Origin of the sequence: Nitrospirillum guaranorum (assembly GCF_034653275.1) — a bacterium.
Lineage (GTDB): Bacteria > Pseudomonadota > Alphaproteobacteria > Azospirillales > Azospirillaceae > Nitrospirillum.
In genome coordinates, this window is sequence record NZ_JAYEES010000003.1 from 575,008 (window position 1) to 598,283 (window position 23,276).

A 23,276-nucleotide genomic window follows, 5' to 3' on the forward strand; every position below is an offset into this window, starting at 1 on the left:
GGCATCCCCGCCGGTTTTCATATACTCCGCGACCATGAGCTTCGCGCGCGCTACCGCCACCGTCGGCGGCCTCACCCTCATCTCCCGCGTCGGCGGGTTCATCCGTGACCTGCTGACCGCCTGGGTGCTGGGGGCGGGGGTGTCGGCCGACATCTTCATCGTGGCGCAGCGGCTGCCCAACTACTTCCGCTCCATGTTCGCGGAAGGGGCCTTCACCGTCAGCTTCGTGCCCATGTATTCGGCCGACCTGAAGGCGCGCGGGCGGGGGCCGGCGGACCAGTTCGCCGACCAGGCCCTGTCCTTCATGGTGCTGGTGCTGCTGCCCATCACCGCCCTGGTGATGATGGCCATGCCCTGGGTGATGCTGGGCTTGGCCAGCGGCTACGCCGACCAGCCGCAGCACTTTTCCCGCCTGGTGGAATTGGGGCGCATCACCTTCCCCTATCTCATGTTCATCTCCATCACCGCCCTGCAGACCGGCGTGCTGAACGCCCTGGGCCGGTTCGCGCCGGGCGCGGCGGCGCCCATCGCCTTCAACATCTGCATGATCGCCGCCCTGGGCTGCACCGTCTGGCTGCATCTTGAGGCCAATTTGGGCCAGGCCTGGGGCCTGACCATCTCGGGCATGGTGCAGTTGATCTGGCTGGCGGTGTCCTGCCATCGGGCGGGGGTGGCGTTGCGCCTGACCTGGCCGCGCCTGACGCCGGATTTACGGCGCCTGTTCCGCCAGATGGTGCCGGGCGCCATCAGCGCCAGCGTCATCCAGATCAACCTGATCATCGGCACCCACGTGGCGTCGCTGCTGCCCTCGGGGTCCATCTCCTATCTCTATTATGCCGACCGCCTGAACCAGTTGCCGCTGGGCGTCATCGGCATCGCCATCGGCACCGCCCTGCTGCCCACCCTGTCCCGCCATGTCCAGGGCGGGGAGCGGGAGGCCATCGACCACCACGTCAGCCGGGGCATCGAGTTCGGCCTGCTGCTGGCCCTGCCGGCCGCCTTCGCCCTGGGGCTGGTGCCCGAACCCATCTACAAGGCGCTGTTCCACGGCGGCCGTTTCGGCCTGGCGGAGGCGCACCAGACCGCCCTGGCCCTGGCCGTCTACGCCCCCGGCATCCCGGCCTATGTCGCGTCCAAGGTGCTGACCGCCATTTATTTCGCCCACCAGGACACGCGCACCCCCATGCGCATCGCCATCGCCACCCTGGTGGGCAACATGGTCCTGGCCACGGTGCTGGCGCTCTACACGCCGCTGGCCCATGTCGGCATCGCGCTCGCCAGCACCATCACCGCCTGGGGCAACATCAGCCTGCTGGCCCTGTCCCTGGCCCGTCGCGGGTGGCTGCGGCTGGACCGCCAGCTGCTGACCCGGGCGCCGCGCATCCTGGCGGCCAGCCTGATAATGGCGGGCTGCCTGATCCCCCTGGCGACGGTGCTGGATCCATATTTCGTGGACAGCGTCTGGGTGCGCGTGCCGGCGCTGGCGGCGTTGGTGACGGCGGGGCTGCTGACCTACGGCGTCGCGGTGGTGGCCTTGCGGGGCGTGGTGGTGACCGACTTCCTGGCGCGCCTGCGCCGTAGGCGGAAGTGATGGGGCGGACGTGAGGGAAACACCCGGCCCGGCTTGACCGCCAGGGGGCCGGGGCCCTACTTTCGCCATCCGGTTTTATCTTCCTGCCAAGGCCATATCCATGAACCGCATCTTCTCCGGCATGCAGCCGACCCGCCTGCTCCATCTCGGCAATTACCTGGGCGCGCTGCGGAACTGGGTTGCCTTGCAGGACCAATACGAGTGCATCTTCTGCGTCGTGGATCTGCACGCCCTGACGCTGCCGCAGGATGCGCCGACGCTGACCAAGAACATCCGCGCCGTGGCCGCGGCCTACATCGCCGCCGGCATCGATCCCGACCGCAACCTGATCTACAACCAGTCGGCCGTGTCGGGTCATTCGGAACTGGCCTGGATCTTCTCCTGCCACACCCCCATGGGCTGGCTGAACCGCATGACCCAGTTCAAGGAGAAGGCGGGCAAGCAGAAGGACATGGCGGCCCTGGGGCTCTACGCCTATCCCGTGCTGATGGCCGCCGACATCCTGCTGTACAAGGCGACCCACGTGCCGGTGGGCGAGGACCAGAAGCAGCACCTGGAACTGGCCCGCGACATCGCCGGCGCCTTCAACCGGTTCTATGAGAAGGACGTCTTCCCCCTGCCGGAACCCCAGATCCTGGGCGAGGCGACCCGGGTGATGAGCCTGCGCGACGGCACCAAGAAGATGAGCAAGTCGGACGAGTCCGATTACAGCCGCATCAACCTGACGGACGACGCCGACGCCATCGCGCTGAAGATCCGCAAGGCCAAGACCGATCCGGAGCCGCTGCCGGCCACGCTGGAGGAATTGGCCAAGCGGGCCGAGGCCGACAACCTGGTCACCATCTACGCGGCGCTGGAGAACATCTCCAAGCAGGACGCCCTGTCCCGCCACGCCGGCGCCACCTTCTCCGCCTTCAAGGCCGATTTGTGCGACCTGGCGGTGGCCAAGCTGTCGCCCATCACCGCCAAGATGAACCAGCTGTTGGCCGACCCGGCGGAACTGGACCGGATCCTGCGCAAGGGCGCCGACAAGGCCAATGAGATCGCGGCCCAGACCATGGCCGAGGTGAAGGACATCGTGGGTCTGCTGCGGCCCTGAGCCGCGCAGAGGTTTCGGTGCTTTGAGATCAACGGCATGGGGCCCGTCCCCCGTGCCGTTTTTCTTTGGGCGCGGCGGCAAGGGCCATGGCCCGCGTGCCGCCGCTCGGGTAGAGTTGAACCCATGGCCGGCACGCCTTAAGGGTCCCATGCAAATCTACCTGCCGATCGCCGAGATGTCGGTCAACGTCTTCTGGGTCCTGGGCCTGGGGGCCATGGTCGGCTTCCTGTCGGGCCTGTTCGGCGTGGGCGGCGGCTTCCTCATGACGCCGCTCTTGATCTTCATCGGCGTGCCGCCGGCGGTGGCGGTGGGCACCCAGGCCAACCAGCTGGTGGGGGCCGGCGTCTCCGGCGTCATGTACCATTGGCGCAAGCGCAACGTGGATGTGAAGCTGGGCCTGGTGATGCAGGCCGGCGGCATCGTCGGCACCGTGCTGGGCGTCCTGCTCTTCGGCATGCTGCAGCGCTTGGGCCATATCGACCTGGTCATCTCCCTGTCCTACGTCATCTTCCTGGGTGGCATCAGCGGCCTGATGCTGATGGAAAGCGTGCGCGCCCTGTTCCGCGGCCGGCGCAAGGGGGTGACGCGGGGCAAGCTGCACCACCACACCTGGCTGCACGGCCTGCCGTTCAAGATGCGCTTCCCCCGCTCGCGCCTGTACATCAGCGTGCTGCTGCCGGTGGGCATCGGCTTCATCGGCGGCGTGCTGGTGGCCATCATGGGCATTGGCGGCGGCTTCCTGCTGGTGCCGGCCATGATCTACATCCTGGGCATGCCCACCACCCTGGTGGCCGGCACCTCGCTGCTGCAGATCATCCTGACCACCGGCGTGGCCGCCGTCCTGCAGGCCGCCACCAACCACACGGTCGACATCCTGCTGGCCATGATGCTGCTGATCGGCGGGGTGCTGGGGGCCCAGCTGGGCTCACGCGCCAGCGGCTATCTCAAGGGCGAACAGGCCCGCGCCCTGCTGGCCCTGACCGTGCTGGGGGTGGCCGTGAAGCTGGCGGTTGACCTGGTGCTGACGCCCGACGACCTCTATTCCATCACCACCACGGCGGGCCCGAAATGAGGGCGTGGCGCTGGGGTGGGACGATGGCCATGCTGGCGTTGCTGGCAATTTTGACCCCTGCGCCGTGGATGCCGGCACGGGCCCAGACCCTGGTGGCCGACCTGTCCAGCCATTTGATCGCCATCACCACCGGCTTCACCGGCACCGACGTGGTGCTGTTCGGCGCCATCGACCAGCCGGGGGACGTCGCGGTGGTGATCGAGGGACCGGAAACCTCGCAAACCGTGCGGCGCAAGGACCGCATGGCCGGCATCTGGATCAACAATGAGACCCTGAAATTCTCCCACGTTCCCGGTTTCTATGGCGTCGCCAGCAACAAGCCGCTGGACGCGCTGCTGCCGCCGGCGGTTGCCCAGCGCCACGAGATCGGGCTTGATCATGTGCGCATGCTGCCGCGCGCCGATGTCGACGCCGCCACGGTGGCGGAATTCCGCGCGGCCCTGATCCGCAACAAGCAGCGCGAGGGACTGTACGGCACCGAGGTGGGGGAGGTGGTCTTCCTGGGGCAGCGCCTGTTCCGGACCTCCATCAGCTTTCCGGCCAACGTGCCCATTGGCCTGTACACCGTCAGCGTCTACCTCATCCGCGACCAGGACGTGGTGGGCGCGCAGACCACGCCGCTGGCCGTCAGCAAGATCGGCTTCTCCGCCGACATCTTCGACTTCGCCCAGCACAACGGCCTGGTCTATGGCCTGATGGGCGTGCTGCTGGCGGTGGGTGCCGGCTGGTTGGCCGGCAGCGTCTTCCGCAAGGGCTGAGGCCTGTTCGTTGCAACCGTTGAGCAGAGGGGTGCCGCGTCCCATGTCCACCGAAGATCCCACATCCACGCCGGGTGCCGCTCCCGCCGCCTGCCAGACCCGCATCTTCCTGGTGGTGGTGGATGAGACGGAAGAGATGACCGTTGCCCTGCACTACGCCGCCCGGCGCGCCCGCAGCACCGGCGGCCGCGTGGCCCTGATGCACTGCATCGAACCGGGCGACTTCCAGCACTGGGCGGCGGTGGAGGACCTGATGCGCCAGGAACGGCGGGAGGAGGCGGAGCAGTTGCTGCAGCGCCTGGCCCGCGACGTGGTGGACATCTGCGGCTCCCCCCGGCCATCTATCTGCGCGAGGGCGACACCCGCGACGAGCTGCTGGCCCTGATCGCGGAGGAACCCAGCATCTCCATCCTGGTGCTGGCCGCCGGCACCGGCACCGCCGGGCCCGGCCCCCTCATCACCTATATCGTCGGCAAGATGTCGGGCACGTTGCGCATCCCCATCACCATCGTTCCCGGTTCGCTGAACGACCTGCAGCTGGACTTGATAACTTAAGCGTGCCTCAGACGCCGGCGGGGCATCCGCCCCTGGGCTTGTCCTCGCTCCACCCTTCGGTGCTCGCTCTGGCGGCTCCGGTCGGGGCCTGCCGAGGCCGGCATAGGCGGTGGGGAAAGGATCGTTTTGCAGGCTGTTTTAAAACTGTGGCCGTGATTTTTAAAAGCGGTGACGGCGGTCATTCCGCTTTTGAAAACACGACTTTTTAAAATCTGCCGGCGCTCACAATCGCGGGCGCGGCATAGCGTCGCCAGGGGCACTAATTCCGGCCGTTTTCGAGGGTTTTCGCGGCTTGTTTTGCGGCCGTGCCAGTCGCGGCGCGGGGCCGCGCAGACCGGGTCTGTGACGGGACGCCTTGATATTGGCGGACAGTCGCCCCATTTTGGCTAAAATGCTGGTGCACATACGGCGCGCTGCCGTATTTTAAATCCGCATTTCCGTGTTGTCTTTCAAGGTTTTCCGAATGTTCATCCAGACCGAGGACACCCCCAATCCGGCCACCCTGAAGTTCATTCCGGGCCGGGAGGTGTTGGCGCGGGGAACGGCCGACTTCGCCGACCGGACGGCCGCCGACCGCTCTCCCCTGGCGCAGGCGCTGTTCGATGTCGACGGCGTGGAACGGGTCTTCCTGGGCGGTGATTTCGTCACCGTTACCAAGGGCGGGAGCCAGGATTGGTTCACGCTGAAGCCCCAGATCCTGGGCCGGATCATGGAGCATTTCGCCGCCGAACGTCCCGTCCTGTTGGACGAGGCGGAAGATGGCCACAGCGACGGTGAAGAAGAAGATTCCGAGATCATCACCCAGATCAAGGAATTGCTGGATACCCGCGTGCGTCCGGCCGTGGCGCAGGATGGTGGCGACATCACTTTCCACGGTTTCGACAAGGGCGTGGTCTACCTGACCATGAAGGGTTCGTGCGCCGGCTGCCCCAGCTCGACCGCGACATTGAAGGCCGGCATCGAAAACATGCTGCGTTACTACATTCCTGAGGTTGTCGAAGTGCGCGCTGCCCGCTAGTATGCGCGCCGCCCACCCCCCATCGGAACGGGGAGGATGTTTTGGTGGGCGGCACCTGATGGGGATTTGGGACCGACAGAGACGCGTCCCCCCGAGGGTGTAAGTTCCCGTGCAGCCGTGCCGGCCTGGAGAATGGCCCACATAGTGGCGGGCCCATTGGGCATGGCTGAACGGATTATCCCGGATTTGATTTCCGGCAGCAAAAACGTCCCATGGACGCGTACCCCGATCGCCCTATGTCCCTGAGCTGTGGACGCGATCGATGGGGCGGGCGTCTGGACGTTCCTCGGTAACTGTTCGGAGCATTCATTAATGGCGAAGGTCGACACTGCGGGGATTCCCGCGCAGCGCTGGCTGGCTATTGGTTCCGTGCTCGTGATGGTTTTCGCGGTATTCCCGTTGACCCTCGCTGAGCTGGCGTCCGGAAGCGGTCCGCTTCTGGCACCCACCGGTTTTATCATTCCCGTGACGCGCCCGGCCGCCCCGGCCGTGGCCCAGGTGCAACAGCCCGTGACCGTCCAGCCCAAGCTGGACGCGCAGAATCTGCTGGCCCTGTTCAAGGAAAAGAATTTCACGCTGGACGAGGTGCGCACCGGCGAGCGTCCCGTGCCCCGCATCGTGCTGGCGGGCCTGCCCCGCGACCTGGGCAAGATGGACAGCGTGGACGACCGCAAGCAGATCTTCGTGAACACCATGCTGCCCCTGGTGCTGCTGGTGAATGAGGAGATCGAGCGTGACCGCGCCCGCCTGATGGCGCTGCGCGACAGCATGAAGGGCGTGCCGGCCGATGCCGCCACCAGGGCCGCCCCGGCCCCGGCCACGCCCTCCAATGCCACTGGTTCCAATTCCGCGGGTTCCAATTCCAATACCCCCACCGGCGGCACGGTGGTCACCGCCGCCCTGCGCCCGGCGGCACCGGGCGTGGCGCCGCATGGCGCCACCGATCCCGTCCCGGCCACTGCCGCGCCGACCCCCGGTGCGGCCATGTCGCCGCTGGATCAGGTGTGGGTGGCGCGGCTGGCGGCCCGCTATGGCATGGACCCCACCCGCAAGATCGACCTGGACGCCCTGCTGCGCCGGGTGGACGTGGTGCCGGTGTCCATGGCGCTGGCCCAGGCGGCCGAGGAAAGCGGCTGGGGCACCTCCCGCTTCGCCCAGCACGGCAACGCCCTGTTCGGCCAACTGACCTGGTCGGAAGAGGAGAAGGAGGGCATCACCCCCCGCAACCGCCATCCGGGCGACACCTCGCGCTTCCGCAAGTTCGAGGATTTGCTGGAATGCGTGCGCGTCTACATGCAGAACCTGAACACGCACGACGCCTATGCCCAGTTCCGCGCCACCCGTGCCAGCCTGCGCCGACAGGGCAAGCCGCTGGACACCATGCTGCTGCTGAACACGCTGGATAAGTATTCCGAGCTGGGCCCGGTCTATGTGAAGGCGGTGCGCTCCCTCATCCGCACCAACAACCTGCGCGATTTCGACCAGGCGGTGCTGCACGACGAACCGCAACAGATCGTGGTGCAGGTGAAGCGGGCCAGCTGACGGGCCGCTTGCCCAGGGCCCACTTGCCCAGGGTCCACTTGCACGGACCCGCCCGCTCTCTTGACGGTTTCTTGATTTTCCGGGCGCCGCAACCCCGGCAGTCTTGCGGCGCCCCGGACCCCCCGGCATGCTCCGGGGTGCCCACCCGGACAATCACAGGCAGGAAACCGGATCCCATGAGCGAACCCTTGACCGAGGCAGGCAAGGACCTGCTGTTCCGCACCGCGCGCACCCAGAACGGCTGGATCGACAAGCCGGTGCCCGAGGCGCTGCTGCGCGAACTCTATGACCTGTTCAAGTTCGGCCCCACCAGCGCCAACTGCAGCCCGGCCCGCGTCGTCTTCGTGACCTCGGCCGAGGGCAAGGAACGGCTGAAGCCCGCCCTGTCCGGCAACAACACCGAAAAGACCATGAAGGCGCCGGTCACCGCCATCATCGGCCATGACCTGAAATTCTACGACGAGTTGCCCCGGCTGTTCCCCCATGCTGACGCCCGGTCCTGGTTCACCAGCAGCGAGGAGCTGGCCCGCACCACGGCCTTCCGCAACGGCACGCTGCAGGGCGCCTACCTCATGCTGGCCGCCCGCTCCCTGGGTCTGGACTGCGGCCCCATGTCCGGCTTCGACAACGCCAAGGTCGACGCCGCCTTCTTCCCCGACAGCACGGTGAAGTCCAACTTCCTGTGCAACCTGGGCTACGGCGACCCGTCCAAGGTGTTCCCCCGCCTGCCGCGGCTGGAGTTCGAGGAAGCGTGCAGGATCGTTTGAGTGTCGGCCGGCCTGGACCCACGGGGTTCAGGCCGTCAGCCGGGGCCCCAGCGCGCCATCGTCCACCAGCGGGTAGCGGTGGGCGTCGGGCAGCTGGTAGTGCCACCACTCCGACACGTAGTGCGTCCACCCCGCCACGGCCATGACGCCCAGCAGCAGGGCGCGGTTGCGCTGAACCTCCGCCGGCACCGTGTCGTCGGTGTGGTAGGCGCGGGGGCTCATGTCGTCGAAGCCGGTGCCCATGTCCAGCGGCGTGCCGTCGCCCTGGAGCAGGGTCAAATCCACCGCCACGCCGCGCGTATGGTTTGAGCCCTCGCGGGGGTCGGCGATGAACACCGGATCAGGCAAGGCGCGCCACAGCGCCCACTGCGCTTGCGGCGGGCGATAGGCGTCAAAGACGCGCAGCCGCAGGCCCAAAGCACCCGCGCGGGTGACAGCCCGGGCCAGGCAAGCGGCCGCGGCCGGATGCAGCAGGCAGATCGGACGGCCATACAGGGGGCTTCCCGTCAGGTTGTCGGCCGTGGCATAGCGAATGTCGAGGTCGACGTCGAACCCGGTTCCCGGGGCGATGGTCATGAAATGCGGCTGGCCGGTGGGCGCCATGGTCGCGTGCTGCCTTGTCGGGAATGTTTTAGGTTCGGGTACGTTCTAAGGAAACCGCCATATGGGCCAGACCAGCGCCAGCTCACCGGCCAATGCCATCCTGCCGGGGCCCACGATAGCACTGGGCGTCGACACCGCCACCAGCGTCTGCGCCGTGGCCCTGTGGCGGGTGGATCCGGCCACGGGCCAGTCAGGCCCCTTGGCGGCCAAGGCGGAGGCGCTGGCCCGGGGCCAGGCCGAGCGTCTGTTGCCCCTGGTGGAAGAGGTGCTGGCCGAGGCCGGGCTGGATTACGCCGCCATCGACCGCTATGGCGTCACCATCGGCCCCGGCGCCTTCACCGGCCTGCGCGTGGGCTTGGCGGCGGCGCGCGGCCTGGCGCTGGCCGCCGGCCGGCCGCTGATGGGCATCACCGGCCTGCAGGCCTTCGCCCACGCCGCCGTTCATGGCTTGGGGGGCACGGTGCCGGCCGGCCGGCCCTTGCTGGTCGCCATCGACAGCCGGCGCGACGACTTCTACCTGCAGGCGTTCGATGCCGCCGGCATGGCGCTGTCCGAGCCGGAGGCGGTGCTGCCCGCTGATGTGCCGGCCTTCGCCGCCCGCCTGCCCGGCATGCCGCTGCTGCTGGGCGACGCGGCGCTGGCGGTGGCGACGGTGTTGAGCGTCGCCGGCTGTGACCATTCCGTGGCCGCCCTGTCCGCCGAGGCGCCGGCGCTGGCGGTGGCGCGCATGACGGCGCTGGCCATACCGGCCGTGCTGGCCGCCCATCCGGCCAACCCCCTTTATATCCGGGTGCCGGATGTCACGATGGCGCCGGGGAAGCCGGCCTGATGGTGGCCGCCTGGCGGATCCGCCCCGCGCTGGCGGTCGAGGCCGAGGTGCTGGCGGCGGTGCACGCCCTGTGCTTCGCCGATCCCGACGTGGCCGGATCCGCCTGGTCGGCACAGGCCATCGCCGATCTCATGGGCCTGCCCGGCGTGGCTGCCCTGATCGCCCAAGATGAACAGGAACCCCTGGGCATGGCCCTGATCCGCACCGTGGTGGATGAGGCGGAAATCCTGACCATCGGGGTTACCCCTACCGCCCGGGGCCGGGGCCTCGGCACTGCCCTGACCCGGGCCTGCGCCGACATGGCCGCCGCCGCCGGCGCCGCCGCGCTATATTTGGAGGTGGCGGAGACCAATGCGCCGGCCCGCCGTCTTTACGCCGCCACGGGCTTTGAACCTGTGGGCCGCCGGGCGAATTACTACCACCTCGGCGGCCAGCCGGTGGCGGCCCTGCTGCTGCGCCGTGCGCTGGGTGCCAATGCCGCCGGGTAAAGCCGAGCGCCCCACGACGGAAACAAAATAAGCGGGTGGATTTTACTTTGTTACACGTATGCGGTGTATGCCTTCCGGCTGATCAATCCGCTCCGGCCCCCGCATCTCCACTGTATAACCATGCTCGGTCAATGACCTTGGGACGTTTTGAAGCGGCTCACCGCTGTTGAGCCGAATTTCCAGCGTTTCACCCGGCTTCAGCTTTTCCACCGCAAGCTTGGCTCTCACAAAGGTAATAGGGCAAACCTGCGTCGTTATATCCAAAAGACTGGGTATAGGCGTCTTGGTTATCAATCTGTCCTCACGCGATGGACTTGAACGTTATTGCCATGCCTATGGTTTAGACTTATACAAGTCAGGTACTGAATCCTTGGAGTAAGGAAAATGACCGGTCCGTCCGCGGCGAGTGAGTTGTTATCCCTGACCACGGAAATTGTTTCCGCCCACGTCTCCAATAATACAGTGCCCCCGGCCGACCTGACGGCGCTGATCGAACAGGTCTACAAGACCCTGACCAACATTGGCCAGGAACAGCCGGCGGCGGTGGAGAAGCCCCAGCCCGCCGTTCCGATCAAGCGGTCGGTCACGCCTGAATACATTGTGTGCCTTGAGGATGGAAAAAAGCTGAAAATGCTGAAGCGCCATCTGAAGACGGCCTACAACATGACGCCCGAGGAATACCGCGAGAAGTGGTCCCTACCGACGGATTACCCCATGGTGGCCCCGAACTACGCCAAGCAGCGCTCGCGCCTGGCCAAGGAAATCGGCCTGGGTACCCGGGCCCGCGGCGACGCCTGACCGGTCCCGCTCCGGGGATAGGCCCCGCCGGTGGGGGTGCCGCGCCCCGATTTGCCGGTCGCATGGGTGGGCTGCGTCCCCTCCGCCGACCCTGCGCGGCCGCTCCCGCAATGTCGCCCCGGCCGCTTGGCGGCTGGGCCCGGGTGGGGTGGGGCGCTTCCGCCCGGTCCGGCCGTCACGGGCGCTCTATTTCCCGAACGATTGCTGCCACTTGCCGCCGTCTCCGCAGCGGGCGGGGTGGGCATGGTTCCACCCCGCCCGCGCGGCTTTCCACAGCTTAGGCGAAACCACGCCGATTGTTTCTTCGCGCTAACAGACGCGTGAATGTTTCGTGACCCGGTGGGGCTCCCCCGCATGAGTCGGTTGACCGCCCCGCGTCGCTTTGTGGTATGCCAATGTCGGAAGCGTCCTCCCGGGGGGTCGTAAGCCCGGCTTCGAACAGGCCAGGACTTCGAACGGGAGCGCGTCACGCAAATCGCGACCGCCTCTGGCGCCGCTCAAGGACCGCGAACGAGAGCATGGCTGACATCACGATCGACGCTCTGACCTCTGGCGATCTTCGCATGGGGACCCTGGAGGTCCGCCTCGCCGAGACCAAGGCTGAGGTTGAGGCCGCCCAGGCCATCCGCTACCAGGTCTTCTACGAAGAAATGGAAGCGCGCCCCACGCCGGAAATGCTGCGCCTGCGCCGCGACTTCGACGATTTCGACCCGCTGTGCGACCATCTGCTGGTCATCGACCACGCCCGGGGCGCCGGCCCCGCCGGGGTGGTGGGGACCTACCGCCTGATCCGCCGCGCCGCCGCCGCCCGCGCCGGTTCCTTCTACTCCAGCGACGAATACGACATCTCGCGGCTGGAGGAATACCGGGGCGAGATCCTGGAGCTGGGCCGGTCGTGCGTGGACGCCGCCTATCGCAGCCGGCACGCCATGCAGCTGCTGTGGCGCGGCATCGCGGCCTATGTCGCCCTGCATGACATCCACCTGCTGTTCGGTTGCGCCAGCCTGCCCGGCACCGACCCCAAGGCGTTGGCCCTGCCGCTGTCCTACCTGCACTATCATCACTTGGCCCCGCCGGCGCTGCGCCCTGTGGCCCTGCCGCACCGCTACGTCGACATGCGCCTGATGGAAGAGCATGACGTGGATCCGCGACGCGGCCTGGCCATGGTGCCGCCGCTGATCAAGGGCTACCTGCGTCTGGGCGGTTTCGTGGGCGATGGCGCCGTGGTCGACCATCAGTTCAACACCACCGACGTCTCCATCGTGGTGAAGACCGACATGATCACCGACAAGTACCTGCGCCATTATGAGCGGCGCGGGTCGTCCATGATCTGATCCTGTCCGCTTCCCCAGCATCCATAACCGCGTCCGGAGGAGGGCATACCATGGCGATCGGCTCCACCCGTGCCGGTTTCCTGCGCCTAGCCCTTTACCTGGCGTGGACCTTCCTGTGCATTCCGGTACAGGCGACGCTGGTGTCGCTGAACCTGCCGGGGCAGGCGCGCTTCCCCCGGTTCTACCATCGGGTCTGCTGCCGGCTGATGCTGGCGCTGGACGTCGATGTGGTGGGTGAGCCGTCGGTGGGCCGGCCGACGCTGTTCGTCTCCAACCATTCCTCCTACCTGGACATCCCCGTCCTGGGTTCCCTCATCGACTGCTCCTTCGTGGCGAAGTCCGAGGTGGGCTTGTGGCCCCTGTTCGGCCTGCTGGCCAAGCTGCAGCGCACCGTCTTCGTCAACCGTGCCAACAAGCGCGAGGCGGGCAAGCAGCGCGACGACATGGCGGGCCGCCTGATCGGCGGGGACAGCCTGGTGCTGTTTCCCGAGGGCACCAGCAGCGACGGCAACCGCGTCCTGCCGTTCAAGACCGCCCTGTTCGCCGTGGCCAACACCCAGGTGGACGGCCATCCGGTGGCGGTGCAGCCGGTCAGCGTGACCTGCACCCATCTGGACGATCTGCCGCTGGGTCACGAGCTGCGCCCCTTGTACGCCTGGTATGGCGACATGGAGCTGCCGCCCCACCTGTGGCAGATGATCGGCGCCGGCCGCCTGCGCATCCGTGTGGAATTCCACCCCGTGGTGTCGCTGGAGGACTTCTCCTCCCGCAAGGCCTTGGCCGACCATTGCTGGCAGGTGGTGGCCGCCGGGGTGGACCGCGCCGTGTCCGGCCGCTGGTCGCGGGCCTTGGCGCCCACCCGCCCCACATCGTCCGCCCCGGCGGGCATAAAGCCGGAAGCGGCGGCCGGGGCGGCCTGACCCCCGTCATGACGCGCCCCGCCCCGCTTGCCGCCCGGACCAGCCCAGGCCGAACCCCACCTTGACTACGATCCCCGGCCGCCTAATGTTACGGCCAGCGCGCCAGCCCCGAGCCGGCGCGCTTTTTCCCGTTCGTGCGGTGCCCGCGCCCTGTGATCCGGCGTGGCAAGGAGTTCGGTGTGGCGACGTCGCGTAAGAAGCTGTTCATCAAGACCTACGGCTGCCAGATGAACGTCTATGACAGCGGCCGCATGGCCGACGTCCTGGCGCCGCTGGGCTATGAACCGGCGGAGGAGGCGGAGGGGGCCGACATGGTCATCCTCAACACCTGCCACATCCGCGAGAAGGCGTCGGAGAAGGTTTATTCCGAACTGGGCCGCCTGCGCCTGCAGCAGCAGGAAAAGGCGGCGTCGGGCGAGCGCATGATCATCGCCGTGGCCGGCTGCGTCGCCCAGGCCGAGGGTGCGGAGATCATGGCGCGCGCGCCCCATGTCGACATGGTGTTCGGTCCGCAGACCTATCACCAGCTGCCGGAGATGGTGACCCGCGCCGTGCGCGGCGCCGGCGGCGTCATCAACACCGATTTCCCGGTGGAGAGCAAATTCGACCTGCTGCCGGGCGAGGGCGCCACGCCCCAGGGCCCGTCGGCCTTCGTCTCCGTCCAGGAAGGCTGCGACAAGTTCTGTACCTTCTGCGTCGTGCCCTATACGCGGGGTGCGGAATATTCCCGCTCCGCCACGCAGATCCTGGAAGAGACGCGTCGCATGGTGGCCAGCGGCACGGTGGAGATCACCCTGCTGGGCCAGAACGTCAACGCCTACCACGGCGAAGGGCCGGACGGCCGCACCTGGGGCCTGGGCCGGCTGATCCGTGAGCTGGCGGAGATCGATGGGCTGCGGCGCATCCGCTACACCACCTCCCACCCCCGCGACATGGACGACGACCTGATCAGCGCCCACGGCCAGGTGCCGCAGCTGATGCCCTTCGTCCACCTGCCGGTGCAGAGCGGGTCGGATCGCATCCTGGCGGCCATGAACCGCAAGCACACGGCCGACGACTACCGCCGCATCGTCGACAAGCTGCGCGACGCCCGGCCCGGCCTGGCGCTCAGCAGCGACTTCATCGTCGGCTTCCCCGGCGAGACGGCGGAGGATTTCGCCGCCACCCTGCGCCTGATCACCGACGTGACCTACGCCAGCGCCTATTCCTTCAAGTACAGCGCCCGCCCCGGCACCCCCGCCGCCGCCATGGCGGAGGGCCGCTTGACCGAGGACGACAAGTCCGCGCGGCTGGAGGCGGTGCAGAACCTGCTGGCCGAACAGCAGCGCGCCTTCAACGCTGGCCTGCTGGGCACGGTGCAGGAGGTGCTGTTCGACCGCCGGGGCAAGCATGCTGGCCAGCTGCTGGGCCGCAGCCCCTACATGCAGGCCGTCCACGCCGCCGCCCCCGACCGCCTGCTGGGCCAGGTGGTGCCGGTGCGCGTCACGGCGGTGTCGGCCAGCAGCCTGGGCGGCGAGGTCGTCACCAGCGAAAGCGTTCACGGCGAGGCCAACCAGGGGGCGGGCGGCGCCCCGTCCTTCATCAGCCCCGATATCAAGGCCAATCATCAGGAGATGACGGCGTGACCCAAGCGTCCGGAACGGACCAGCGTATCGATCTGCAGTTCGATGACAATCGCCTGCTGCCCCTGCTGTTCGGGGAACATGAGCAGTATCTGAGCCGTGTCGAGCGCCAGCTGGGCGTCAACCTCATCAGCCGCGGCAACTGCCTGACGATCACCGGGCCGGAAGACGCCACGGGCGCCGCCCGTGCCGCCCTGGACGCCCTATGGGAACGGCTGAAGCGCGGCATGCCCGTGGGGCCGGCCGAGGTCGACGCCGCCATGCGCATCGCCACCGGCGTGGACGCCGAAAGCCGGGGCAGGGCTCTGGCGTCCATCACCCGGCCGGAAGCGGTGCTGAAGACCCGCCGCCGCGACATCACCCCCCGCTCCCCCACCCAGGCGGCCTATCTGAAGGCGTTGGCGGAGAACGAGCTGGTGTTCGGCCTGGGCCCCGCCGGCACGGGCAAGACCTATCTCGCCATGGCGCAGGCCGTGTCGCTGCTGATCACCGGCCGGGTCGACCGCATCGTCCTGTCACGCCCGGCGGTCGAGGCGGGGGAGAAGCTGGGCTTCCTGCCCGGCGACATGCGCGAGAAGGTCGACCCCTACCTGCGGCCCCTCTACGACGCGCTGCACGACATGCTGCCGGCGGAGCAGGTGGCCAAACGCCTGGTGTCGGGCGAGATCGAGGTGGCCCCCCTGGCCTTCATGCGCGGCCGCACCCTGGCCAACGCCTTCGTCGTGTTGGACGAGGCGCAGAACACCACGCCCATGCAGATGAAGATGTTCCTGACCCGCCTGGGTGAGGGTAGCCGTATGGCCATCACCGGCGACCTCAGCCAGGTGGATCTGCCCAGCGGCGTGAAGTCCGGCCTGCGCGAGGCGGTGGAGGTGCTGGAGGGTGTCGAGGGGGCGGCCTTCGTCCACTTCTCCGCCGCCGACGTGGTGCGCCACCCCCTGGTGGGCCGCATTGTAGACGCCTATGACCGCGCCGACGCCCGCAGGAAGCGCCTGGCGGACAAGGCCAAGGCGCCGGTGGAAACCGGGGAATGACCATGGACACGGCCCGGGCCGACGCCCTGGAGATCATCGTCGAGGTCGAGGCCGGCGACTGGCAGGCCACCATCCCCGGCGTGGAGGATCTCGGTGACCGCCGCCGCGCGCAAGGCCCTGCGCCAGGCGCTGGCGGTGGACGCCGGCGCCCTGCCGGACGGCGAGGGCGAGGTTTCCATCCTGCTGTCCGACAACGCCGCCGTGCGGGTGCTGAACCACCAGTACCGCGGCAAGGACAAGCCCACCAACGTCCTGTCCTTCCCCATGTTGGACCAGGACGAGGAGGAGGATGGATTTGAGCTCCCGGATGGCGTGGACCGCCCGCCCTACCTGCTGGGCGACATCATCCTGGCGTATGAAACCTTGATGACGGAGGCGGCGGAACAGAACAAACCCGTCGCCAACCACTTGACCCACCTTGTGATCCATGGCGTGCTTCATTTATTGGGCTATGATCACATTGAGGACGCCGAGGCCGAGACCATGGAACGGCTGGAGACGGCGATCCTTGCGGACATGGGCATTGCCGATCCCTACCGGGACGGTGCCGGCCCCACCCGCGAAGACCCCCAGAGCGAAGAGACCACGCGCTAACCGATGGCCGATCTTTCCGACAGTCGAACGCCCCGTGAAGACGGGGCCGAAGATCACGGGTCCCTGACCCAGCAATTCCGGGGCTGGCTGCGCGCCGCCCTGGGCGGGCGCGTGGATCCCACGCTGCGCGACACCATCGAGGAATTGATCGAGGACAGCAGCGCGGACGAAACGTCCGTGGGCGGCAATGAGCGCACGCTGCTGGCCAACATCCTGAAGCTCAGGGGCCGCACCGTGGTCGACATCATGGTGCCGAGGGCCGACATCCTGGGTATCGAGGCCTCGATCAGCCTGCCCGACCTGATCCGCCGCTTCTCCGAAGACGCGCACTCGCGCATGCCGGTCTATCGCGAGACCTTGGACGACGTCATCGGCATGGTCCACATCAAGGACATCCTGGCGGTGGTGGCGGACCAGCGGCCTTTCGACCTGGCGTCCATCGTGCGCGAGGTGCAGATCGTGGCGCCCAGCATGCCCGTCCTGGACCTGCTGCTGCACATGCGCCAGGCGCACCAGCACATGGCCCTGGTGGTGGATGAGTTCGGCGGCATCGACGGCCTGGTCACCATCGAGGACCTGGTGGAGGAGATCGTCGGCGAGATCGAGGACGAACATGACGACGCGGTGCAGCCGCGCATCATGGAACGGCCCGACGGCACCCTGATCGCCGACGCCCGCCTGCCGCTGGAGGATTTCGAGGCCCGCGTCGGCCCGGTCCTGGATGACGAGGACCGGGAAGAGGTCGACACCCTGGGCGGCCTGGTGTTCTCGCTGGCCGGCCGCATCCCCCGCCGGGGCGAGACGCTGGTCCACCCCTCGGGCATCGAGTTCGAGGTGGTGGACGCCGACCCCCGCCGCATCAAGCGGCTGCGCGTCCGTAACCTGCCCGTGGCCCCCGGCCAGGACCTGCCCGCCACGGGTTCCTGAGACCGCCAGCATCATCCCCGTGACCGGAGACCATCCCCATCGTGAGCCTGCCTGACCGTCTGGCCCGCCTCGCCACCCGTATGCGCGACGGCGGGCGCTGGCGCCGCCTGGGCTTGGCCGCCCTCCTGGGTGGCCTCGCCACTCTGGCCATGCCACCCGTCAACGCCGTGCCGGTGCTGTGGCTGGCCTTTCCCGGGCTGATTTGGCTGCTTGATGGGGTGGAGCGCCCGGCCGCCGCCTTTTGGACGGGCCTCGCCTTCGCCTTCGGCCATTTCGTGCTGAGCCTCTACTGGGTGGGCGAGGCGCTGCTGGTGTTTCCCCGTTTCTGGCCCATGCTGCCCTTCGCCGTGGCGGGCCTGCCCTTCCTGCTGGGCTTGTTCGTGGGCACAGGCACGCTGCTGTGGTGGGGCTTGGTGCGGCGTTTCCGTTTGGCGGGTGTCGCCCGCTGCCTGCTGTTCGCGGTGCTGTGGACGGTGGTGGAGTATGTGCGCGGCCATGCCTTCACCGGCTTTCCCTGGAACCTCATGGGTTATGTCTGGGTGGGGCTGCCGGGGCCGGCGCAGGTGGGCTCCCTCATCGGGGTCTACGGCCTGTCGCTGCTGACGGTGCTGCCCGCCAGCCTGCCGGCGGTCCTGGCCGACGGCGGGCGGCGGCCCTGGATGGCGCCGGTGGCGGGCCTGGGCCTGGTCATCCTCATGGCCATCTACGGCGTCGCGCGCGTGCCGGCGGGTGAGGCGCCCCTGGTGCCGGGCGTCATGCTGCGCCTGGTGCAGCCCAACATCGCCCAGACCGACAAGTGGAACGCGGATGCGGAGCTGGACCACGTCCGGCTGCTGCTGGCCCTGTCACGCCAGCCGCAGCCGCCGGGCCAGGCGCCCATCACCACCCTGGTCTGGCCGGAGACGGCCGTGCCCTACCTGCTGGAGGACGAGCCGGAGCTGCTGAAGGCCGTGGGCCAGGTGACGCCGCGTGGCGGCCTGACCCTGACGGGCAGCCTGCGCCTGACGCCCGCCGGCGCCCCCGGTGCGCAGGACGGCACCGACACCTACTGGAACAGCCTGGTGGTGGTGAACGACCAGGGCCAGGCACTGGGCCATTACGACAAGGCCCACCTGGTGCCGTTCGGCGAGTACACCCCCTTACGCCGCTGGCTGCCCCTGCGCGCGGTGGCGCTGGTGTCGCCGGGCAACTCCATCCTGGGGTCGGGGCCGGGGCCCAGCACCCTGGACCTGCCCGGCCTGCCGCCGGCCAGCCCGCTGATCTGCTACGAGGTCATCTTCCCCGGCATGGTGACGGCGCAAGAGGCGGGCACGGCGGATGCGGCGAAGGGTCGCTCCCGCTGGCTGCTGAACGTGACCAACGACGCCTGGTTCGGCCGGACGGCGGGGCCGCATCAGCACCTGGCCATCGCCACCATGCGCGCCATCGAGGAGGGGCTGCCCCTGGTGCGCGCCGCCAATACCGGTATTTCCGCGGTGGTAGATCCCTATGGACGCGAACTGGGTCATTTGGCATTGGGCTCCCGGGGAGTCCTGGACCTCCCACTACCGCAGTCTACGCCCCGGCCTACACCTTATGCCCGATGGGGCGATGGCCCCTTGGCCGCTTTACTCTTGGCTGTATTGGGCGTTATCTATTTTTTCACGCTTCGGATGTATCAGGGTAGGCAGTGCCCTTGAGATGTCCATGACCGGATGTCCGTGATCGGGCGCCGAAGGGACCCGTGGCGGAGCCGTCGGGGTCAATGACCCCGCGATTGTCACCAGGACCAGGCGCCGGCTTGTGGTGGTATGGATCACGTCCCCATATGAGGTTGGCGGACCGAACAAGGGCCGGGAAGCGGGACGGTGGGATGCAGGCGGCGTGCCTTGACCACCCCTGAACGCTTGGCTTAGGGTCGTAATCGATCCGTAACGTGAGGATTTGGATCATGGAGAGTGCAATTGGGGCCCGCCGTTCCACCGGTGGGCGGCCTCGGATCGGAAAGCCCAACCCGATCGACGTTCACGTCGGCAGCCGCGTGCGCCTGCGCCGCACCCTGCTGGGCATGAGCCAGGAAAAGCTGGGTGAGGCCATCGGCCTGACCTTCCAGCAGGTGCAGAAGTACGAGCGCGGGGCCAACCGCATCGGCGCCTCGCGCCTGTTCGACCTGTCGCGCGTGCTGGACGTGCCGGTGTCCTTCTTCTTCGACGACATGGCCGGCGACACGCCGAACGACGTCGTGGATGAGGCCCTGTCGCCCGACATGGGCTTCGACGCCGACCCGATGGCCAAGCGCGAGACCCTGGAACTGGTCCGCGCCTATTACCGCATCTCCGATCCCGCCGTGCGCAAGCGCCTGTTCGAACTGACCAAGGCCGTCGCCAATTCCGGTGTGGAATCTGTGTCCGACGTCGCGTGATAGGGCCTGCCCCTTGACCGTTCTGTAGAAGCCTGCGAAAAAACGCCGCCTGGCTGCGAAAGCCCGGGCGGCGTTTTTTGTCGATATCACACACACTCCGCCGTAAATAGCCGTCGTTACTTTAGCCGAGGCGTCCCGTGGCCCAATCCAATTACGTCTTCACCAGCGAGTCCGTTTCCGAAGGTCATCCGGATAAGGTCTGCGATCAAATCTCCGATGGCGTGGTCGACCTTTTCCTGGCCCAGGATCCCTACGCCCGCGTGGCGTGCGAGACCTTGGCCACGACCAACCGCATCGTCATCGCCGGTGAGGTGCGCGGGCCGGAAGGCCTGCTGAAGGAGATCGAGGGCGTCGCCCGCGACACGGTGAAGGCCATCGGCTATGAGCAGGACGGCTTCCATTGGAAGACGGCCGAGGTGCAGTGCTACCTGCACGCCCAGTCCGCCGACATCGCGGTCGGCGTCGACGCCGCCGGCAACAAGGACGAGGGGGCCGGCGACCAGGGCATCATGTTCGGTTACGCCTGCCGCGAGACCGATGACCTAATGCCGGCGCCTATCCACTATGCCCACCGCATCCTGAAGTCGCTGGCCGACGCGCGCCACGGCGGCGTCAAGGAACTGGGGCCCGACGCCAAGAGCCAGGTCAGCCTGCAGTACGTCGATGGCAAGCCCGTCCGCGCCACCTCGGTGGTCGTTTCCACCCAGCATGCCGAAGGCCTGGACCAGGACGCCGTGCGCGAGATCGTGCGTCCGCACGTGCTGAAGGTCCTGCCCGAGGGCTGGATGTGCGATGAAGCCCACTTCTACGTCAACCCGACCGGCCGTTTCGTCATCGGCGGCCCGGACGGCGATGCCGGCCTGACCGGCCGCAAGATCATCGTCGACACCTACGGCGGTGCCGCCCCGCACGGTGGCGGCGCCTTCTCCGGCAAGGACCCGACCAAGGTGGACCGTTCGGCCGCCTACGCCGCGCGCTACCTGGCCAAGAACGTGGTGGGCGCCGGCCTGGCCGACCGCTGCACCATCCAGCTCAGCTACGCCATCGGCGTCTCCCATCCGCTGTCGGTCTACATCGACACCGCCGGCACCGGCCGGGTGGATGAGGAAAAGCTGTCCGACGTGCTGCGCCAGCTCATGAACCTCAGCCCGCGCGGCATCCGCGAGCATCTGAAGCTGAACCGTCCCATCTATGCCCGCACGGCGGCCTACGGCCACTTCGGCCGCACGCCGGACGCCGACGGCGGCTTCTCGTGGGAAAAGCTGGACCTGGTGGACGAGCTGAAGCGCGCGTTCTAAGGTTCCCCCGTCCTGATGCCCGGGGCCTTGGCCGATCGATGGATCAGCCAGGGCCCTTGGCTTTTCTGACCCTTGCCTTGTTTTCGATCGCATCATGACGGACGACACCCCCGCCCAGCATCGCGCCCTGCTTTACGGCCGTCGTCGCGGCCGGCCGCTGCGCCAGCATCGCACCAGCCTGATCGAAGAGCTGCTGCCGCGCCTGCGATTGGATCCGCCGGCGGCGGGCGGGATCATCGATCCGGCGACCCTGTTCCCCACCCCCAAGCGCGACCTGTGGTTCGAGGTTGGCTTCGGCGGGGGCGAGCATCTGGCCGAACAGGCGGCGGCCAACCCCGACATCGGCTTCATCGGGTGCGAGCCCTTCATCAACGGCGTCGCCAACCTGCTGCAGCACGTCGAGGCCAAGGACCTGGGCGGCAACATCCGCATCTGCCCGGACGACGCCCGCCCCATCCTGGACGCCCTGCCCGAGGCCAGCGTGGGCCGCGTCTTCGTGCTGTTCGCCGATCCTTGGCCCAAGCTGCGCCATGCCGAGCGCCGCTTCATCGGCCCCGCCAACCTGCCGCGCCTGGCCCGGGTGCTGCGCGACGGTGCCGAGCTGCGCCTGGCCACCGACGACCAGCAGCTGTGCCGCTGGATGCTGGAACACACCTGGCGGTATCCGGACTTCGAATGGCTGGCGGACAAGGCGGACGACTGGCGCGTGCCGCCGGCCGACTGGGTCCAGACCCGCTACGAGCAGAAGGCCCTGGAGGCCGGCCGTGTGCCGGTGTACCTGCGGTTTCGCCGACGCCTTCGGTAGCCTCAAGCGCCGGCGTGGCCATTCGGCCACTTGGCTTGTCCTCAGTTTCCAGTCCGCTGACGCTCCCCGAAAACTTCCGGCGACCGCGGTCGCGGTCTACGGCGTGAGTTCCTCACGCCGCTGGATCTCTCCTCGATCAGGCGCGGGGTTCCGCCCCCAGCAGCGCGTCGGCGAACTGGTCCATGGTCTTCTGGGACAGGGCGGTGTTGTTCATCAGCACCACCGTGCGCCTGCCGTCCAGCCGGTGGCCCAGCACCAGGCGGTAGCCCGCCGTCCGCCCCGTTTCCCAGCCCGCCGGCACGGTACGCCCCTGGATGGTCAGGCGGCGCACCCGGCCGCCCAGGGCGTAGTCCTCGGTGGGCACCTCGACATGGGTCAGCTGGCGGCGGGAGTCCGCCGTCAGGAAATCGGTGTCGAACACCAGATGGGCGGCGCGCATCAGGTCGGGCGCCGTGCTGGCATAGCCGCCCGAGGCCGCCAGATAGGGGCGCCGGTCATTGCGCCAGCGTTCGGGCGGGGTGGCGGTGCGGTATGAGGGCGCCGCCCCCTCCAGCATGGCGTCCGTGGCACCGGTGGCGCGCAGGTCCAGCGGGTCCAGGGTGATGGACCGCACCGCCGCCTGGAAGGGCAGGCCGGTGACCCTCTCCACGGCGGCGATGATCACGATCCAGTTCACCGGGTGGTAGTCGAAGCGGGCGCCCGGCTCGAACACCAGGTCGCCCTGGCCGAAGCGGGCCTGGGCCTGGGCCGTGGTCAGGTCGGTCTGCAGCAGGGTGGGGTCGGCCTTGGCCTCGGCGATGAACAGGTTGGGCAGGCCGCTGGCGTTGCACAGCAGGCGGCGCAGGGTCAGCTTGGCGCCGGTATCGGCGCGATAGTCGGGCAGGGCCTGGGTCAGCGGCGCGTCCAAATCCAGCAGCCCGCGCTCCACCAGCTTCAACACCGTCACCGTCGTCAGCCACTTGCTGATTGAGGCGATGGCGTACGGGGTGTCGGCCTTGGCCGGCGCCTTGGCCTCGATATCGGCGTAGCCCACGGTGCGGACGTAATCGGCCTTGCCGGCCCGGCCCAACATGACCACGCCCTGGAATCCGGTGTCACGGACGAAGGCGTCCACCACCGCGTCGGGATGATCCGCGCCCGAAGCGGACGCGGGAAGGACGGAGAGCAAGGGCAAGGCCGCCCCCGCCCCCAACAGCAGGCGACGGTTCAGCATCTTGGGTC

25 protein-coding genes are annotated in these 23,276 nt (G+C 68.1%); 22 read left to right on the forward strand and 3 right to left on the reverse strand.

All coding sequences use genetic code 11. The features are described from left to right. The first annotated feature begins 34 nt into the window (after positions 1-34). From murJ to UAJ10_RS11595, 9 genes are all read left to right on the forward strand, one after another. Entirely contained in the window at positions 35-1,591 is a 1,557-nt protein-coding gene (murJ, locus tag UAJ10_RS11555; RefSeq protein ID WP_322915491.1) for a murein biosynthesis integral membrane protein MurJ, read from the forward strand. Positions 1,592-1,691: 100 nt separating this feature from the next. After that, the gene (trpS, locus tag UAJ10_RS11560; RefSeq protein ID WP_322915492.1) at positions 1,692-2,690 is read left to right on the forward strand and encodes a tryptophan--tRNA ligase; all 999 of its coding nucleotides are present in this window, start codon (positions 1,692-1,694) and stop codon (positions 2,688-2,690) included. Positions 2,691-2,838: 148 nt separating this feature from the next. After that, the gene (locus UAJ10_RS11565; protein WP_322915493.1) at positions 2,839-3,762 is read left to right on the forward strand and encodes a sulfite exporter TauE/SafE family protein; all 924 of its coding nucleotides are present in this window, start codon (positions 2,839-2,841) and stop codon (positions 3,760-3,762) included. Positions 3,763-3,791: 29 nt separating this feature from the next. Continuing rightward, positions 3,792-4,520 (forward strand): TIGR02186 family protein, encoded by a 729-nt coding sequence (locus UAJ10_RS11570; RefSeq protein ID WP_322915494.1) that lies wholly within the window; start codon positions 3,792-3,794, stop codon positions 4,518-4,520. Between the two features lie 43 nt (positions 4,521-4,563). After that, positions 4,564-4,905: a universal stress protein gene (locus UAJ10_RS11575; protein ID WP_322915495.1), complete on the forward strand. Its 342-nt coding sequence runs from the start codon at positions 4,564-4,566 to the stop codon at positions 4,903-4,905. A 29-nt stretch (positions 4,906-4,934) separates the two neighbouring features. Continuing rightward, the gene (locus UAJ10_RS11580) at positions 4,935-5,075 is read left to right on the forward strand and encodes a hypothetical protein (protein WP_322915496.1); all 141 of its coding nucleotides are present in this window, start codon (positions 4,935-4,937) and stop codon (positions 5,073-5,075) included. A 463-nt stretch (positions 5,076-5,538) separates the two neighbouring features. After that, on the forward strand, positions 5,539-6,093 hold the full coding sequence (locus UAJ10_RS11585) for a NifU family protein (protein WP_322915497.1): 555 nt from the start codon (positions 5,539-5,541) through the stop codon (positions 6,091-6,093). A gap of 465 nt (positions 6,094-6,558) precedes the next feature. Beyond that, the gene (locus UAJ10_RS11590) at positions 6,559-7,635 is read left to right on the forward strand and encodes a glucosaminidase domain-containing protein (RefSeq protein ID WP_322915498.1); all 1,077 of its coding nucleotides are present in this window, start codon (positions 6,559-6,561) and stop codon (positions 7,633-7,635) included. 176 nt (positions 7,636-7,811) lie between these two features. Next, on the forward strand, positions 7,812-8,402 hold the full coding sequence (locus UAJ10_RS11595) for a malonic semialdehyde reductase (protein WP_322915499.1): 591 nt from the start codon (positions 7,812-7,814) through the stop codon (positions 8,400-8,402). Between the two features lie 27 nt (positions 8,403-8,429). Here UAJ10_RS11595 and ddpX read toward each other — a convergent pair whose 3' ends face one another. After that, positions 8,430-9,005 carry a D-alanyl-D-alanine dipeptidase gene (gene ddpX, locus UAJ10_RS11600; RefSeq protein WP_322915500.1) on the reverse strand — a complete coding sequence of 192 codons (576 nt, stop codon included), beginning with the start codon at positions 9,003-9,005 and terminating at the stop codon, positions 8,430-8,432. Positions 9,006-9,066: 61 nt separating this feature from the next. Here ddpX and tsaB point away from each other — a divergent pair, with 61 nt between their 5' ends. Together tsaB and UAJ10_RS11610 are read left to right on the forward strand one after the other, a co-directional pair. After that, positions 9,067-9,834 (forward strand): tRNA (adenosine(37)-N6)-threonylcarbamoyltransferase complex dimerization subunit type 1 TsaB, encoded by a 768-nt coding sequence (gene tsaB / locus UAJ10_RS11605; RefSeq protein ID WP_322915501.1) that lies wholly within the window; start codon positions 9,067-9,069, stop codon positions 9,832-9,834. Further along, positions 9,834-10,322 carry a GNAT family N-acetyltransferase gene (locus tag UAJ10_RS11610; protein ID WP_322915502.1) on the forward strand — a complete coding sequence of 163 codons (489 nt, stop codon included), beginning with the start codon at positions 9,834-9,836 and terminating at the stop codon, positions 10,320-10,322. The genes tsaB and UAJ10_RS11610 overlap by 1 nt, the downstream gene beginning before the upstream one ends. Before the next feature lie 42 nt (positions 10,323-10,364). On the opposite strand, the gene UAJ10_RS11615 is transcribed toward UAJ10_RS11610, so the two are convergent. Continuing rightward, complete coding sequence (locus UAJ10_RS11615) at positions 10,365-10,616, reverse strand: sulfurtransferase TusA family protein (RefSeq protein ID WP_322915503.1); 252 nt, start codon at positions 10,614-10,616, stop codon at positions 10,365-10,367. A gap of 90 nt (positions 10,617-10,706) precedes the next feature. Here UAJ10_RS11615 and UAJ10_RS11620 point away from each other — a divergent pair, with 90 nt between their 5' ends. The 11 genes from UAJ10_RS11620 to trmB all read left to right on the forward strand — a co-directional run bounded on the left by UAJ10_RS11620 (position 10,707) and on the right by trmB (position 22,055). Further along, entirely contained in the window at positions 10,707-11,120 is a 414-nt protein-coding gene (locus UAJ10_RS11620) for a Ros/MucR family transcriptional regulator (protein WP_322915504.1), read from the forward strand. 518 nt (positions 11,121-11,638) lie between these two features. Continuing rightward, positions 11,639-12,454 carry a GNAT family N-acetyltransferase gene (locus tag UAJ10_RS11625; protein ID WP_322915505.1) on the forward strand — a complete coding sequence of 272 codons (816 nt, stop codon included), beginning with the start codon at positions 11,639-11,641 and terminating at the stop codon, positions 12,452-12,454. 50 nt (positions 12,455-12,504) lie between these two features. Further along, positions 12,505-13,374: a lysophospholipid acyltransferase family protein gene (locus UAJ10_RS11630; protein ID WP_322915506.1), complete on the forward strand. Its 870-nt coding sequence runs from the start codon at positions 12,505-12,507 to the stop codon at positions 13,372-13,374. A 179-nt stretch (positions 13,375-13,553) separates the two neighbouring features. Continuing rightward, on the forward strand, positions 13,554-14,999 hold the full coding sequence (gene miaB, locus UAJ10_RS11635; RefSeq protein ID WP_322915507.1) for a tRNA (N6-isopentenyl adenosine(37)-C2)-methylthiotransferase MiaB: 1,446 nt from the start codon (positions 13,554-13,556) through the stop codon (positions 14,997-14,999). Then, complete coding sequence (locus UAJ10_RS11640) at positions 14,996-16,030, forward strand: PhoH family protein (RefSeq protein ID WP_322915508.1); 1,035 nt, start codon at positions 14,996-14,998, stop codon at positions 16,028-16,030. The genes miaB and UAJ10_RS11640 overlap by 4 nt, the downstream gene beginning before the upstream one ends. A gap of 87 nt (positions 16,031-16,117) precedes the next feature. Beyond that, positions 16,118-16,624 (forward strand): rRNA maturation RNase YbeY, encoded by a 507-nt coding sequence (gene ybeY, locus UAJ10_RS11645; RefSeq protein ID WP_322917312.1) that lies wholly within the window; start codon positions 16,118-16,120, stop codon positions 16,622-16,624. Between the two features lie 3 nt (positions 16,625-16,627). Next, positions 16,628-17,551, forward strand: coding sequence for a hemolysin family protein (locus UAJ10_RS11650; RefSeq protein WP_322915509.1), 924 nt, complete (start codon positions 16,628-16,630; stop codon positions 17,549-17,551). Between the two features lie 41 nt (positions 17,552-17,592). Further along, positions 17,593-19,230, forward strand: a complete 1,638-nt coding sequence (gene lnt / locus UAJ10_RS11655) for an apolipoprotein N-acyltransferase (RefSeq protein ID WP_322915510.1) — start codon at positions 17,593-17,595, stop codon at positions 19,228-19,230. A 251-nt stretch (positions 19,231-19,481) separates the two neighbouring features. Beyond that, positions 19,482-19,952 (forward strand): helix-turn-helix domain-containing protein, encoded by a 471-nt coding sequence (locus UAJ10_RS11660; protein ID WP_322915511.1) that lies wholly within the window; start codon positions 19,482-19,484, stop codon positions 19,950-19,952. A 137-nt stretch (positions 19,953-20,089) separates the two neighbouring features. Continuing rightward, complete coding sequence (gene metK, locus UAJ10_RS11665) at positions 20,090-21,250, forward strand: methionine adenosyltransferase (protein ID WP_322915512.1); 1,161 nt, start codon at positions 20,090-20,092, stop codon at positions 21,248-21,250. 94 nt (positions 21,251-21,344) lie between these two features. Further along, a complete protein-coding gene (gene trmB / locus UAJ10_RS11670) occupies positions 21,345-22,055 on the forward strand; it encodes a tRNA (guanine(46)-N(7))-methyltransferase TrmB (protein ID WP_322915513.1) in 711 nt (236 codons plus the stop codon). A 136-nt stretch (positions 22,056-22,191) separates the two neighbouring features. Here trmB and UAJ10_RS11675 read toward each other — a convergent pair whose 3' ends face one another. Further along, entirely contained in the window at positions 22,192-23,268 is a 1,077-nt protein-coding gene (locus UAJ10_RS11675) for a serine hydrolase domain-containing protein (protein ID WP_322915514.1), read from the reverse strand. Between the last annotated feature and the right edge of the window lie 8 nt (positions 23,269-23,276).

Bases quoted from the DNA above. Each gene is read 5' to 3' on its own strand.
- UAJ10_RS11630 (WP_322915506.1), top strand. From the start codon at position 12,505: ATGGCGATCGGCTCCACCCGTGCCGGTTTCCTGCGCCTAGCCCTTTAC.
- UAJ10_RS11620 (WP_322915504.1), top strand. From the start codon at position 10,707: ATGACCGGTCCGTCCGCGGCGAGTGAGTTGTTATCCCTGACCACGGAA.
- UAJ10_RS11625 (WP_322915505.1), top strand. From the start codon at position 11,639: ATGGCTGACATCACGATCGACGCTCTGACCTCTGGCGATCTTCGCATG.
- UAJ10_RS11570 (WP_322915494.1), top strand. From the start codon at position 3,792: ATGCTGGCGTTGCTGGCAATTTTGACCCCTGCGCCGTGGATGCCGGCA.
- UAJ10_RS11610 (WP_322915502.1), top strand. From the start codon at position 9,834: ATGGTGGCCGCCTGGCGGATCCGCCCCGCGCTGGCGGTCGAGGCCGAG.
- trpS (WP_322915492.1), top strand. From the start codon at position 1,692: ATGAACCGCATCTTCTCCGGCATGCAGCCGACCCGCCTGCTCCATCTC.
- UAJ10_RS11675 (WP_322915514.1), bottom strand. From the start codon at position 23,268: ATGCTGAACCGTCGCCTGCTGTTGGGGGCGGGGGCGGCCTTGCCCTTG.
- UAJ10_RS11650 (WP_322915509.1), top strand. From the start codon at position 16,628: ATGGCCGATCTTTCCGACAGTCGAACGCCCCGTGAAGACGGGGCCGAA.
- UAJ10_RS11660 (WP_322915511.1), top strand. From the start codon at position 19,482: ATGGAGAGTGCAATTGGGGCCCGCCGTTCCACCGGTGGGCGGCCTCGG.
- UAJ10_RS11595 (WP_322915499.1), top strand. From the start codon at position 7,812: ATGAGCGAACCCTTGACCGAGGCAGGCAAGGACCTGCTGTTCCGCACC.
- ddpX (WP_322915500.1), bottom strand. From the start codon at position 9,005: ATGGCGCCCACCGGCCAGCCGCATTTCATGACCATCGCCCCGGGAACC.
- UAJ10_RS11575 (WP_322915495.1), top strand. From the start codon at position 4,564: ATGTCCACCGAAGATCCCACATCCACGCCGGGTGCCGCTCCCGCCGCC.
- murJ (WP_322915491.1), top strand. From the start codon at position 35: ATGAGCTTCGCGCGCGCTACCGCCACCGTCGGCGGCCTCACCCTCATC.
- tsaB (WP_322915501.1), top strand. From the start codon at position 9,067: ATGGGCCAGACCAGCGCCAGCTCACCGGCCAATGCCATCCTGCCGGGG.
- UAJ10_RS11565 (WP_322915493.1), top strand. From the start codon at position 2,839: ATGCAAATCTACCTGCCGATCGCCGAGATGTCGGTCAACGTCTTCTGG.
- UAJ10_RS11585 (WP_322915497.1), top strand. From the start codon at position 5,539: ATGTTCATCCAGACCGAGGACACCCCCAATCCGGCCACCCTGAAGTTC.
- trmB (WP_322915513.1), top strand. From the start codon at position 21,345: ATGACGGACGACACCCCCGCCCAGCATCGCGCCCTGCTTTACGGCCGT.